This is a genomic window from Geodermatophilus sp. SYSU D00766, from assembly GCF_054049915.1.
Genome location: NZ_JBJGYI010000009.1, coordinates 91,525 through 103,807 on the forward strand (window position 1 = coordinate 91,525; position 12,283 = coordinate 103,807).

The 12,283-nt window shown below is 76.2% G+C and carries 16 protein-coding genes, 1 tRNA gene and 1 pseudogene; 8 read left to right on the plus strand and 10 right to left on the minus strand.

The window, feature by feature from the left end:
• Positions 1-6: 6 nt before the first annotated feature.
• Positions 7-1,161 carry an MFS transporter gene (locus ACI8AD_RS09970; RefSeq protein ID WP_456870374.1) on the plus strand — a complete coding sequence of 385 codons (1,155 nt, stop codon included), beginning with the start codon at positions 7-9 and terminating at the stop codon, positions 1,159-1,161.
• An 18-nt stretch (positions 1,162-1,179) separates the two neighbouring features.
• Here the strand turns inward: ACI8AD_RS09970 and ACI8AD_RS09975 are convergent, their stop codons facing one another.
• Positions 1,180-1,611 (minus strand): Lrp/AsnC family transcriptional regulator, encoded by a 432-nt coding sequence (locus tag ACI8AD_RS09975; RefSeq protein ID WP_456870375.1) that lies wholly within the window; start codon positions 1,609-1,611, stop codon positions 1,180-1,182.
• 103 nt (positions 1,612-1,714) lie between these two features.
• Between ACI8AD_RS09975 and ACI8AD_RS09980 the strand changes: the two genes are divergently transcribed.
• Together ACI8AD_RS09980 and ctlX are read left to right on the plus strand one after the other, a co-directional pair.
• Positions 1,715-2,752 carry an ornithine cyclodeaminase gene (locus ACI8AD_RS09980; RefSeq protein ID WP_456870376.1) on the plus strand — a complete coding sequence of 346 codons (1,038 nt, stop codon included), beginning with the start codon at positions 1,715-1,717 and terminating at the stop codon, positions 2,750-2,752.
• On the plus strand, positions 2,749-3,741 hold the full coding sequence (gene ctlX / locus ACI8AD_RS09985) for a citrulline utilization hydrolase CtlX (RefSeq protein WP_456870377.1): 993 nt from the start codon (positions 2,749-2,751) through the stop codon (positions 3,739-3,741). Before ACI8AD_RS09980 ends, ctlX begins: the two co-directional genes overlap by 4 nt.
• A gap of 11 nt (positions 3,742-3,752) precedes the next feature.
• On the opposite strand, the gene ACI8AD_RS09990 is transcribed toward ctlX, so the two are convergent.
• The 8 genes and pseudogenes from ACI8AD_RS09990 to ACI8AD_RS10025 form a co-directional block, all read right to left on the minus strand.
• Positions 3,753-4,100, minus strand: coding sequence for a hypothetical protein (locus tag ACI8AD_RS09990; RefSeq protein ID WP_456870378.1), 348 nt, complete (start codon positions 4,098-4,100; stop codon positions 3,753-3,755).
• A 117-nt stretch (positions 4,101-4,217) separates the two neighbouring features.
• Complete coding sequence (locus ACI8AD_RS09995) at positions 4,218-5,036, minus strand: ABC transporter permease (protein WP_456870379.1); 819 nt, start codon at positions 5,034-5,036, stop codon at positions 4,218-4,220.
• On the minus strand, positions 5,033-5,953 hold the full coding sequence (locus ACI8AD_RS10000; protein ID WP_456870380.1) for an ABC transporter ATP-binding protein: 921 nt from the start codon (positions 5,951-5,953) through the stop codon (positions 5,033-5,035). Before ACI8AD_RS10000 ends, ACI8AD_RS09995 begins: the two co-directional genes overlap by 4 nt.
• 142 nt (positions 5,954-6,095) lie before the next feature.
• Complete coding sequence (locus tag ACI8AD_RS10005) at positions 6,096-7,187, minus strand: NAD(P)-binding domain-containing protein (RefSeq protein ID WP_456870381.1); 1,092 nt, start codon at positions 7,185-7,187, stop codon at positions 6,096-6,098.
• 27 nt (positions 7,188-7,214) lie between these two features.
• Positions 7,215-7,556 carry a hypothetical protein gene (locus ACI8AD_RS10010; RefSeq protein WP_456870382.1) on the minus strand — a complete coding sequence of 114 codons (342 nt, stop codon included), beginning with the start codon at positions 7,554-7,556 and terminating at the stop codon, positions 7,215-7,217.
• A 22-nt stretch (positions 7,557-7,578) separates the two neighbouring features.
• Positions 7,579-8,082 (minus strand): hypothetical protein, encoded by a 504-nt coding sequence (locus tag ACI8AD_RS10015; RefSeq protein ID WP_456870416.1) that lies wholly within the window; start codon positions 8,080-8,082, stop codon positions 7,579-7,581.
• A gap of 47 nt (positions 8,083-8,129) precedes the next feature.
• Positions 8,130-8,477: pseudogene (locus ACI8AD_RS10020) on the minus strand (SDR family oxidoreductase); the annotation flags it as partial.
• Positions 8,435-9,064 carry an NAD(P)-dependent oxidoreductase gene (locus ACI8AD_RS10025; protein ID WP_456870383.1) on the minus strand — a complete coding sequence of 210 codons (630 nt, stop codon included), beginning with the start codon at positions 9,062-9,064 and terminating at the stop codon, positions 8,435-8,437. The pseudogene ACI8AD_RS10020 and the gene ACI8AD_RS10025, both read right to left, overlap by 43 nt.
• A 59-nt stretch (positions 9,065-9,123) precedes the next feature.
• On the opposite strand from ACI8AD_RS10025, the gene ACI8AD_RS10030 reads away from it, so the two are divergent.
• The 5 genes from ACI8AD_RS10030 to ACI8AD_RS10050 all read left to right on the plus strand — a co-directional run bounded on the left by ACI8AD_RS10030 (position 9,124) and on the right by ACI8AD_RS10050 (position 12,011).
• Complete coding sequence (locus ACI8AD_RS10030; RefSeq protein ID WP_456870384.1) at positions 9,124-9,597, plus strand: MarR family winged helix-turn-helix transcriptional regulator; 474 nt, start codon at positions 9,124-9,126, stop codon at positions 9,595-9,597.
• Positions 9,598-9,692: 95 nt separating this feature from the next.
• Positions 9,693-10,832, plus strand: a complete 1,140-nt coding sequence (locus tag ACI8AD_RS10035; RefSeq protein ID WP_456870415.1) for a zinc-dependent alcohol dehydrogenase — start codon at positions 9,693-9,695, stop codon at positions 10,830-10,832.
• 9 nt (positions 10,833-10,841) lie between these two features.
• Positions 10,842-11,435, plus strand: a complete 594-nt coding sequence (locus tag ACI8AD_RS10040) for a hypothetical protein (protein ID WP_456870385.1) — start codon at positions 10,842-10,844, stop codon at positions 11,433-11,435.
• Between the two features lie 76 nt (positions 11,436-11,511).
• The gene (locus tag ACI8AD_RS10045) at positions 11,512-11,703 is read left to right on the plus strand and encodes a DNA-binding protein (protein ID WP_456870386.1); all 192 of its coding nucleotides are present in this window, start codon (positions 11,512-11,514) and stop codon (positions 11,701-11,703) included.
• Positions 11,704-11,711: 8 nt separating this feature from the next.
• Positions 11,712-12,011: an antibiotic biosynthesis monooxygenase family protein gene (locus tag ACI8AD_RS10050; RefSeq protein ID WP_456870387.1), complete on the plus strand. Its 300-nt coding sequence runs from the start codon at positions 11,712-11,714 to the stop codon at positions 12,009-12,011.
• Between the two features lie 62 nt (positions 12,012-12,073).
• Here the strand turns inward: ACI8AD_RS10050 and ACI8AD_RS10055 are convergent.
• Positions 12,074-12,146, minus strand: a tRNA-Lys gene (locus ACI8AD_RS10055).
• Positions 12,147-12,283 lie beyond the last annotated feature (137 nt).

The following is a 12,283-nucleotide window of genomic DNA, read 5'->3' on the forward strand; positions in this document are numbered from 1 at the left end:
AACGGGATGGTGGAGCGCACGACGCGGGACCGGACGTCGCTGTGGCGGCTGCCGGCGATGCGGGCACTGGTCGGCGCGACCGGGCTCGGCTTCGCCGGGTACTGCCTGACGCTGGCCTCCCTCCCCGCCTACGCGGTCGCGGGCGGCGCCTCCGCCGACACCGCGGGCGTGGTCACCGCGGTCTTCCTGCTGGTCACCGTCGCCGGCCAGTCGGTCGTGCCCGCGCTCACCGCCCGCCACGGCCTCGGGCCGGTGCTCGCCGGCGGGCTGGTGCTCCTCGGTGCCCCGAGCCCGCTGTACGTCCTCGACGACGGCGTCCTGTGGCTGTCGGCGGTCTCGGCCGTGCGCGGCGCGGGCTTCGCGGTGCTGACCGTCCTCGGCGCGGTGCTCGCCGCGCAGGTCGCCCCGCCCGAGCGCCGCGGCGAGTCGATCGGCCTCTACGGCCTGGCCATCGCCGTCCCCAACCTGCTCGCCGTGCCCGCCGGCGTCGCGCTGGTCCTCGACGGCCACGCCGCCTGGCTGGCCTGGCTGGCCGCCTCCCCGCTGCTGGCGCTGCCGCTGGTGCCCGGCCTGGCCCGCACGGTGCACTGGGAGGGGGCGGCCGGCGGCTCCTCCCGCGCGGCGGTGCGCGCCGCGCTGGCGCCGTCGGTGGTGCTGCTGCTGGTCACCCTCGCCGGCGGCGGCCTCATGACGTTCCTGCCGATCGAGCGGCCCGACGGCTGGGTGGCGACGGCGGCGCTGCTGCTGTTCGGCGTCACCGGCGCGCTCACCCGCTGGCAGGCGGGCCTGCTCGCCGACCGGGTCGGTACCCGCCGGCTGCTGCCCGCGGCGCTGCTCGTGGGCGCGGCGGGGTTGGCCGTGGTCGCGCTCGGCCTGCAGGGGGGCGACGTCGTCGTGCTCGCCGGCGCCGCCGTCTTCGGGGCCGGCTACGGCGCGGTGCAGAACCTGACGCTGGTCACCGCGTTCACCCGCGCCGGGGAGGGCGGCTCGACGGCGGCCAGCGCGCTGTGGAACGCCGCGTTCGACGCCGGCACCGCCGCCGGCGCGCTGGTCCTCGGCCTGGTCGCCGCGGGCGTGGGCCTGCCGTGGACCTACGTGCTGGTGGCCGGGGTGCTGCTCGCCGGGCTGCCCCTGGCCCGGGTGGCGACCCGCCCGGCCTGACCGGCGCGGCGGGACCGCTCAGCGCAGCACGGAGGTCAGCAGCAGGCTGGTCTGGCTGTTGATGATCCCGGGCACCGACCGGATCCGGTTGAGCAGCCGGTCGAACCCGACGAGGTCGACCGTGCGGTGCTCGGCCACCAGGTCCCACGCGCCGTTGGTCGAGTGCATCGACTCGATCTCGGGGAAGCCGCGCAGCCGCCGGATGACGTCGTCGGTGGAGCGGCCCTCCACCTCGATCAGCGACACCGCCCGCACGCCGCCGGACGCCGACTCGTCGCGCACCCGGACGGTGAAGCCCACGATCACGTCGTCGTCCACCAGCCGGTCGAGGTGGCTGGTCACCGTCGCCCGGGTGACGCCGAGCCGCCGGGCGAGCTCGGCGACCGGGGCCCGGCCGTCCTCGCGCAGGGCCGACAGCAGCCGCCGGTCGAGGTCACTGAGATCGGCCACGCACAGACCGTACGTCGGCAGTGGGCAGACTGCCTACCCCGTGAGCATGACGCGCGCTCCCTGCTCATTGTGTGTGCAGATCGCCAAGTCATACCGTGATCGCATGACCATGTTCGTCGACGTGCGCAACATGATCCGCTGGACCGCCTCGACCGGCCCCCAGCAGATCATCGACGGGATGTCCCGCTACATCGAGGACGACTTCCGCCGCTGGGAGTCCTTCGACAAGATCGCCCGTGTGGGCAGCCACACGCCGTTCGGCGTGATCGAGCTGATGCCCACCAGCGACGGGGAGACCTACGCGTTCAAGTACGTCAACGGGCACCCCAGCAACCCGGCCCGCGGCTTCCAGACCGTCAGCGCCTTCGGCGCGCTGGCCGACGTGTCCAACGGCTACCCGGTGTTCCTCGCGGAGATGACCCTGCTGACGGCGCTGCGCACCGCCGCCATGTCGTCCATGGTCGCCCGCCACCTCGCCCGGCCCGACTCGCGCCGGCTCGCCCTCATCGGCGCCGGCAGCCAGTCGGAGTTCCAGGCGCTGGGCATGCGCGCCGCCCTGGGCATCGAGCAGCTCTCCGTCTGGGACACCGACCCCGCCGCGATGGAGAAGCTGGTCCGCAACCTCGGGCCGCTGGGCTTCGACGTGCACGTGGCGCGGTCCGCCGAGGAGGCGGTCCGCGGCGCCGACGTCGTCACCACCTGCACCGCCGACAAGGCCCGCGCCACCGTGCTGCAGGCGGAGTGGGTGGAGCCGGGCATGCACATCAACGCGATCGGCGGCGACTGCCCCGGCAAGACCGAGCTCGACCCGGCGATCCTGCTGCGCGAGGACACCGACGTCTTCGTCGAGTTCCCCCCGCAGACCTGGATCGAGGGCGAGATCCAGAACATGCCGGAGGACTTCCCGGTCATCGAGCTGTGGGAGGTCGTGACCGGGCGCCGGCCCGGCCGCACCTCCGCGGAGCAGGTCACCCTCTTCGACTCCGTCGGCTTCGCCATCGAGGACCTCTCCGCGCTGCGCTACGTCCGCGACGCGGTGCGCGGCACCGAGTGGGTCGACGACATCGACCTGGTGGCCGAGCCCGAGGACCCGAAGGACCTGTTCGGGATGGTCGCGGCGTTCACGCCGATCCCCTCGTGACGCCGCCGGACCTCTCCGGCCAGGCGCCCGCCGCCGTCGTCCTGGTCCGGCCCCACGCGTTCCAGCCCAACCCGCAGACGATCGCCGACAACGCCTTCCAGGCGGTCGAGGTCGGTGAGGACCCCGCCGTCCTCGCCCGCCGGGCGCACGACGAGGTCACCGCGCTCGCCGACGCCCTCACCGGCGTCGGCGTGCGGGTGCACCTGTTCGACGACCCCGAGCCCGACCGGCCCGACAGCGTCTTCCCGAACAACTGGGTGTCCACCCACGCCGACGGGCGCGTGGCGCTGTTCCCCATGTACGCGGCCAACCGCCGCCGGGAGCGGCGCGGGGACGTCGTGGAGTTCCTCAAGGCCGCCTACCGCGTGCACGAGGTGGTCGACCTGTCGGGCCTCGAGCACGACGGCGTCTTCCTCGAGGGCACCGGCGCCATGGTGCTCGACCACGTGCTGCGGGTGGCCTACGTCGCCCGCTCGCGGCGGGTGGACCCGGTCGCGCTGGAGCGCTTCTGCCGCGTCTTCGGCTACGAGCCGGTGGTGTTCGACGCCCTGGACACCGCCGGGCGCCCGATCTACCACACCAACGTGATGATGAGCGTCGCCGGCGAGTACGCCCTGGTGGCCCTCGAGCTGCTGCCCTCGGCCGCCGAGCGCGAGCAGCTGCGGGCGCGGCTGGAGGCCGGCGGTCGCACCGTCGTGCCGCTGACCGCCGCCCAGATCGGCGAGTTCGCGGGCAACGCCATCGAGGTGCAGGGCAGCGACGGGCCGGTGCTGGCGCTCTCGGCCCGCGCGGCCGCGAGCCTCGACGCCGACCAGCGCCGCCTGATCGAGGCGTCGGCGCGGCTGCTGCCGGTGGCGGTGCCCACGGTCGAGCTGGCCGGCGGGTCGGTGCGCTGCATGATCGCCGGCGTGCACCTGGAGCCGCGGGTGGCTCCCGTGCCGGTCCCGGCGACCTCGGTCGTCGACGGCGCGGAGCCCGTCCCCGCCTGAGCGTCGCCGGCTCAGCCGGCGACGCGGTCGGCGGCGGCGCGCAGCGAGCGCAGCAGCAGGATCTCCTCCCCGGAGCGGCGCAGCCACGTCCGCAGCGCGGCGGGGTCGTCGCGGGCGGCGTCGCGGACGGTGCCCAGGTGCAGCTGCCGGGTGTTGGCCTGCGCCCGCTGGGCCGGCGGCAGGGCCCGGGCCTCGGTGCGGGCGACCGCGGTGAGCGCGGCGCCGACGTAGACGAGGGCGCGCACCTCGTCGACGTCGGCGAGGACGGCGTCGGCGCCGGGTCCGTCACCGGCCTCGAGGCGGCTCAGCAGCAGGTCGGCGCGCTCGCGGCCCAGGGTGGCGGGGTCGGGGGAGGTCACCCCTCCACTGTGCCCGCCCCCCGGCCGGAGCCGGTCGGCAGCCCCGGACGAGGCATTGGAAGCTATCCCCACGTCCTGGCGCCCAGGACGTGGGGATAGCTTCCAATGCCGCCTTCGTCAGGCGTCGCGGTGGGTGAAGACGACCGCGGCGACGGCGAGCAGCACGGCGACCTCCGCGGCGAACACGGCGAACCCGGTCCACGGCTCGAGCAGCAGCGGGTTGAACGTCTCCGGCGCGGCGATCCGCGAGCCGGCGTTGCCCGGCATGAGCTTGGTCAGCCACTCGCCGAGCGCACCCGGCAGCAGCATCACCAGGTTGCCGACGAGGAAGACCAGCGCCAGCACCACCGACACGACGGCGGCGGTCGAGCGCAGCAGCAGCCCGGCGGCCATGGCGAACAGCCCGAGCCCGGCCATGTAGAGGCCGCTGCCCAGCAGCGAGCGCACCATCCCGTCGTCGCCGAGGCCGATGCCGATGCCCTCCGCGGACAGGAAGGCGTTGCCGCCGAGCCAGCCGAGGAACGCCGTGACGACGCCGGCGACGAACAGCGTGGCGGTGAGCACCAGCGCCTTGGCCGCCAGCACGGTGCCGCGGCGGGGGGTGGCGGCCAGCGTCGCGCGGATCATCCCGGTGCCGTACTCGCTGGTCACCGTGAGCGCGCCGAGGACCACCGCGGTCACCTGCGCGAAGACCAGGCCCCAGGTGATGAAGGCGCCGACCGGCTCGCCGGTCTGCCCGTCGGCGAGGTCGCGGGCGACCAGCGCGCACACCAGCGTGGTGAGCCCGGCGCCTAGCGCCACCATCGCGGCCACCGACCACCCGGTGGAGCGCACCGACCACAGCTTGATCCACTCGGCGCGGACGGCGCGGGGCAGCCCGGCGCCGCCGGGAGGTGCGGTCGCGGGGCGGGGCGGGGTCAGGACGGGAGCGGTCACCGGGTCACCTCGGCGGGGCGGGCGGCGGCGTACTCGACGCTGCCGGCGGTCAGGGTCATGAAGGCCTCCTCCAGCGAGGAGGTGACGAGGCCGAGCTCGTGCAGCACGACGCCGGCGCCCGCGGCGAGCTCGCCGGTGGTGGCGGTGTCGGCGCCCTGCACCCGCAGCTCGTCGCCGTCGCGGGTGACGTCGGCGCCGGACCGGCGCAGCAGCTCGGCGAGCTGCGCCGGCTGCGGGGTGCGGACCCGGACGAAGGAGGCGGCGTGCTCGGCGATGAACTCGGACGTGGAGCAGTCGGCCAGCACCCGGCCGCGGCCGATGACGACGAGGTGGTCGGCGGTCAGCGCCATCTCGGCCATGAGGTGGCTGGAGACGAGCACCGTGCGGCCCTCGGCGGCGAGGTCGCGGGCCAGGGTGCGCACCCAGCGGATGCCCTCGGGGTCCAGGCCGTTGACCGGCTCGTCGAGCACGACCACCGGCGGGTCGCCGAGCAGGGCGGCGGCGATGCCCAGCCGCTGGCCCATGCCGAGGGAGAACCGGCCCACCCGCTGGTCGGCGACCGCCTCCAGCCCCACCAGCCCGAGCACCTCCTCGACCCGGGCGCGGGGGATGGCGTTGCTGGCGGCCATCCAGCGCAGGTGGGCCCGGGCGGTGCGGCCCGGGTGAAGGGCGCGGGCCTCGAGCAGGGCGCCGACGGCGCGCAGCGGGGCGGGGGAGTCGGCGTAGCGGGCGCCGTCGACGGTGACGGTGCCGGAGGTGGGCCGGTCCAGGCCGATGACCATCCGCATCGTCGTGGACTTGCCGGCGCCGTTGGGGCCGAGGAAGCCGGTCACCCGGCCGGGCCGGACGGTGAAGGAGACGGAGTCGACGGCGAGCCGCTCGCCGTAGCGCTTGGTCAGCCGGCTGGCGACGATCACGGGGTCACCGCCGGCGTGGGGGAGGGCGAGGAGGTCATGGACCGGAACGCTCCCGCTCCGGGGCTGCCCGGCACATCCGGGCCTTCCCCCGACCCGACCCTGATCCGCCCCCGACGGCGCGGTGGGGGGCGACCCCGGGACGTCAGGCGGTGCGAGGCAGGTCGTCGGCAGCGTCGCCGGCGGCCAGCAGCCGGCGCAGCGTGACCGCGGCGCTGCGCCCGGCGCGGTTGGCGCCGATCGTGCTGGCGCTCGGGCCGTAGCCGACCAGCTGCAGGCGCGGCTCGGCGACGGCGGAGGTGCCCTCGACCGGGATGACGCCGTCGCGGGTGCGCAGCCGCAGCGGGGCGAGGTGGCCGACCGCGGCGCGGAACCCGGTGGCCCACAGGACCACGTCGGCGTCGACCGAGCGGCCGTCGTCCCAGGCCACGCCGTCGGGGGTCATCCGGTCGAACACCGGCAGCCGGGTGAGGACGCCGTCGTCCAGGGCGCGGCGCACCCAGGGGGTGACCACCAGCCCGGTCACCCCGACGACGCTGCCGGGCATCCGGCCGGCGCGGACGGCCTCGGCCACCCGCGCCACCGCCGCGCGGCCCTGCTCCTCACCGAAGGGACCCTCGCGCCAGACCGAGGGACGGCGGGTCACCCAGGTGGTGCGGGCGACCGGGGCGATCTCCCCGAGCAGCTGCACCGCCGACGCGCCGCCGCCGACGACCACGACCGACAGCCCGGCGAACTCCGCGGCCCCCCGGTAGTCGGCGGTGTGCAGCTGACGGCCGCGGAAGGTCTCCTGGCCGGGGTAGTGGGGCACGAAGGGGCGGGTCCAGGTGCCGGTGGCGTTGACGACGCCGCGGGCCCGCCACACGCCGGCGTCGGACTCGACGAGGAACCGCCCGTCGCCGTCGCGGCGCACCGCGGACACCCGCACCGGCCGCCGCACGGGCAGGGCGAAGCGCCGCTCGTACTCGGCGAAGTAGGCCGGTACCGCCTCGGCGGCGGGCAGGTCGTCGGAGGCCGGCGCGAACGGCAGCCCGGGCAGCTCGTGCACGCGGTGCGTGGTGGCCAGCGTCAGCGACGGCCAGCGGTGCTGCCAGGCCCCGCCCGGCGCGGCGTCGCCGTCGAGGACGACGAAGCCGCTGCCGGGCGCGAACCCCTGGCGGACCAGGTGGTACGCGGCGGACAGGCCGGCCTGGCCCGCGCCGACCACCACGACGTCGACGTCCCGGGGGGTGCTCACACCCGCGGAACGCCGCCCGGTCGGCCGCTATGCCGGGGTCAGCCGCTCGAGCTCCGCGCCGGTCAGCGTCACCGACGCGGGGTCGTACCCGAACCGGACGACGACGGCGCCCGGGCGGGCCTCCACCAGCCAGGCGGTGCGCGGCTCGCCGCCGTCGGCCGGGCGGTACTCCCAGCGCCCGGCGAGCAGCGCCAGCCCGCGACCGCGGAGGAAGGACAGCGCCTCCTCGCGGGTGGGGAAGGTCCGCAGCGGCGTGCCGGGGACGGCGTGCGCCAGCCACCCGCCGTCGCACGGCGCGGCGGTCAGGTGGCCGACGAGCTCGCCGTCCTCCGGACGGTGCACCGGCTCGAGCACGGGGGGAGTGGTCACGCCTCCCATGCTGGGGAGGGGCTCAAGCGGTTTCCGGCCGCCAGGCGTCGGCGTGCTCCTCGACGAACCGCCGCAGGGTCGTGGGCTCGCGCCCGAGCAGGCGGGCGAGGTCGTCGGTGGTGCGCGCGGCCAGGCCCAGCCGGGTGGTGGTGAACAGCAGGGTCATGACCAGGATCAACCCGGGCGGCACGCCCTCGCGCCGCTTCTCGCGGGTGAAGGCGAACACCCCGGGGTGCGGGTAGACCACCGGGCGGCCCAGCACCGCCGACAGGGTGGCCGCGATCTCGGCGAACGTCGGCGCCTCGCGGGCGGTCAGCTCGTAGGCGCGGCCCTCGTGCCCCGGCTGCGTCAGCGCCGTCGCGGCCACCTCGGCGAGGTCGCGGACGTCGACGTGCGCGGTGCGCCCGTTGCCCGCCGGCACCGAGATCCGCGACCAGTCGCGGATCTCCTCCCGGTGCACCGTGAGCAGGTTCTGGTGGAAGTTCGCCGGCCGCAGGTGGGTCCAGGCCAGGCCCGTGGCCTCCACCCGCTCTCCAGCGCCCGGTGCGGCAGCAGCGGGTTGCGCCCGGCGGCCTGCACCGAGAGCAGGACCACCCGCCGCACCCCGGCGGCGACGACGGCGTCGAGGAAGGGCTGCAGCCGCTCGGCCCGGGCGACGTCGGGCGGGCGCAGCAGGAACAGCGCGTCGACGCCGTCGAGCGCGGCCGGCCAGCTCGCGGCGTCCTCGAGGTCGAGCCGGACGGCGGGCACCCCGGCCGGCAGCCCCGCGGCCGCCCGGCCCGGGTCGCGGGCGCCGGCGCGCACGTCGGCGTCGAGCGCGGCCAGCCGGCGGACGACCTCGCTGCCGACCGTGCCGGTGGCCCCGGCGACGAGGACGCTCACGCGTCGGCCGCCACGACGAACGGCGCCGCCGACAGCCACTCGCGCCCCTCGGCCAGCTCGACCATGGCGAGGGCGACGTCGGCCTTGGTCACCGGTGCCGCGCGCAGCCCGGGCGCCTCGGAGGTGAGGCGGTAGCGGCCGGTCCCGGGCCGGTCGGCGAGCCGCGGCGGGCGGACCTGCGTCCACTCCAGCCGGGAGCCGGCGAGGACCTCGTACTCGCCCTCCTTGTCCTCCACCAGGTCGCGGGCCAGCCGGTGGGTGAGGGCGGAGACGAACCGGGCGCCGCGGCCCTTGCGGTCACCGGGCAGGTCGGCCCCGGCGCCGGAGACCCCGACGAACCGGCGCGCCCCGGCCGCGTCCATCGCGGCCACCAGCCCGGGCAGCACCGCACGGCCCACGTCCCCGCCCGAGCCCCTGGTGACGCCGACGCACCACAGGACGGCGTCGGCACCCTCGACCGCCTTGGCCACCAGGGCGGGGTCGCGGACGTCCCCGGGGCGCTCCGTCACGCCCGCGTGCCCTGCCGCGCTGCGCGCCACCGCCACCACCGCGTGGCCGCGCTCGGCCGCCAGCCGCACCGCGTGCCGGCCCACACCGCCGGCGGCCCCGAACACCACCAGGTCCACGTCGCTCTCCCTCCCGTACCGGTTCCCCCGACCCGATGGTGTCAGGTAACCTGACAACCGTGCAACGGCGGGGAGAGCTGCCGCTGGCCCACCTGCTGCTGCAGGCCGGCCGGGCGTTCGACGCCGCGCTGCGGGAGGAGCTCGCCGCCCGCGGGTGGCCGCGGCTGAGCGGCGCGCAGTCGCTGGTCTTCGCCTACCTCGACCCGCAGGGCACCGCGCCGGCCGAGCTGGCGCGGCGACTGGGCACCACCCGGCAGGCCCAGCAGGACCTCGTGGCCGGCCTCGTGCGGCTCGGGCTGGTGGAGACGGTGACCGACCCCGCCCGGCGGCGCGGCCGGCTGGTGCGGCTGACCGGCAGCGGGCGCGTCCTCGCCGCCGACGCCGGCGGGATCCTGGCCCGGATGGAGGAGGAGCTCGGCGAGGCGGTGCCCGTCCTGCGGCGGCTGCTCGCCGAGGTCACCGGCCTGGCCGCCGGCCGGCGACCGGCCGTCGAGGGCGACCTGCCCGGCGATCTGAGCGCGACGGCCGACTGACCCCGCCCGGTTTCCGGCGCGGGGGCGCCGGGCACGGCGGGAGGACCGGCGGTCAGCGCCGGTCCCCGTCGAGCCAGGGAGGTCGCGTGCGGGCGATGGTCTACCGCGGGCCGTACAAGGTCCGGGTCGAGGACAAGGACGTGCCGGCGATCGAGCACCCGAACGACGCGATCGTCCGGGTGACGCTGGCGGCCATCTGCGGCTCCGACCTGCACCTCTACCACGGCCTCATGCCGGACACCCGGATCGGCCACACCTTCGGCCACGAGTTCATCGGCGTCGTGGAGCAGGTCGGCCCGTCGGTGCAGGACCTGGCCGTCGGCGACCGCGTGATGGTGCCGTTCAACGTCTTCTGCGGGTCGTGCTGGTTCTGCGCCCGCGGGCTGTACTCCAACTGCCACAACGTCAACCCCAACGCCACCGCCGTCGGCGGCATCTACGGCTACTCGCACACCACCGGCGGCTACGACGGCGGCCAGTCGCAGTTCGTGCGGGTGCCGTTCGCCGACGTCGGCCCGGTGCGGATCCCCGACTGGATGCACGACGAGGACGCCGTCGTGATGACCGACGCCGCCGCGACCGGCTACTTCGGCGCGCAGCTCGGCGAGATCGCCGAGGGGGACACGGTCGTCGTCCTCGGTGCCGGACCGGTCGGCCTGGTCGCCGCGCAGTCGGCGTGGCTGATGGGCGCCGGCCGGGTGATCGTGGTCGACCACCTGCGGGAGCGGCTGGAGAAGGCGCGGACCATGGCCCACGCCGAGACGCTGGACTACGACGAGGTCGACGACGTCGTCGTCGAGCTGAAGGAGCAGACCGACCACCTGGGCGCCGACGTCGTCATCGAGGCGGTCGGCGCGGAGGCCGACGGCAACCTCCTGCAGCACGTCACCGGGACGAAGCTCAAGCTGCAGGGCGGGTCGCCGGTGGCGCTGAACTGGGCCATCGACGGCGTGCGCAAGGGCGGCACGGTCGCCGTCGTCGGCGCCTACGGGCCGATCCCCAACGCGGTGAAGTTCGGCGACGCGCTGAACAAGGGCCTGACCCTGCGGATGAACCAGACGCCGGTCAAGCGGCAGTGGCCGCGGATGTTCGAGCACGTCCGCAACGGCCACCTGACCCCGCGCGCGGTGGTCACCCACCGCTTCCCGCTGGAGGAGATCGCGGAGGCCTACCACGTGTTCTCCAGCAAGCTCGACGGCTGCATCAAGCCGGTGATCGTGCCCGACGCGGCCTGAGGAGCAACCGTGACCGAGCCCGACGTCCCGAGTGCCATCCCGAGTGCCTACGTCCGGGACAAGCGCACCCCACCGCCCAGCCGGGAGGAGCTGCGCGCCCGCATCCCCGGCTGGGGCGCCGACCTCGACCCGGCCGACCGGCCCTCGCACCCGAAGCTGCAGTACCCGGCCGACACCGGCGCCCACTGGGACTTCCCGGAGCGGCAGCCGGGCGGGGAGGGGCGCGAGCGCTCGATCGAGCACGCCTTCGTCACGCCGGTGTTCGGCACCGCCCAGCCGCTGCGCGGCCTGTCGGGGGCGATCCGCCGGTACGCCTACACCCGGTTCAGCGAGGGCCGGCTCGCGCACTGGCTGCTGCTGATCGCCGGCGACCGGGTCGACGCGTGGGAGCACCACCTGCGGTCGTTCGCGACCCTGCGTCCCGACGTGCCCGCCACGGGCCTGCGGAGCGAGTTCACCCGCGGCGGGCTGCGGTCGCGGCGGGGCCGCAGCGACGCCCGCCACCAGCTGCTCGACCCGGTGGTGGTCGTGGGGCCGTGGCTCGCCGGCGTCGGCGCCGCGGTGCTCGGCGCCCGGAGGGTGGTGCGCGCCGTCCGCGGCTGAACGTGTGCACGCAGGCCGCGTTCCCGGGGCGCGGACGCGGCGCCGGCGCACACGCTCCGGGCTACCGTCCCCGACCGTGACCCCGCTCGACGAGCTGCCCCGCATCGGCGCCCCGGCCACCCGCGCGCTGCACGGCGCCGGGTACACCGGCCTGGGGCAGCTGGCCGGGGTCCCGCGCACCACGCTGGCCGCGCTGCACGGCGTGGGTCCGAGGGCGCTGCGGATCCTCGACGAGGCCCTCGCCGAGCACGGGCTCGCGCTCGGCTGACCCCGCCCGTGTACCTGCGGATCTGGGCCTACGAGGTCCCGCCGGGAGCGGTCGGCCGGTTCGTCGCCGCCTACGGGGCCGACGGCGACTGGGCGCGGCTGTTCGCCCGGGCCGCGGGCTTCGCCGGCACGGAGCTCTTCCGCGGCGCCGACGGCGGGACCCGCTTCCTCACCGTCGACCGCTGGCGCGACGCGACGGCGTGGGCGGCGTTCCTCGCGCGGTGGGGCGAGGACTACCGCGCCCTCGACGCGGCGCTGGCCCCGCTCACCACCCGCCAGGAGCTCCTGCTCGAAGGGGCGCCACCGTGAACACAGGCACCGAGACGACGGGAGCGGTCCCTCCCACCGGGGAGGAACCGCTCCGTGTGCTGTGCGCCATCAGGGACTCGAACCCCGAACCCGCTGATTAAGAGTCAGCTGCTCTGCCAATTGAGCTAATGGCGCGTGTCGCCCGGGTGACCGGGTTCCGAGCGACGACGATACCAGCGCCCGGCAGGCGGTCGCCGCCGGGGGCGGGACGCGGAGACGGCCGTCGTCCGCCCTGGACGTGGACACTGGACGGGTTGCACTCGCGCCCGGCC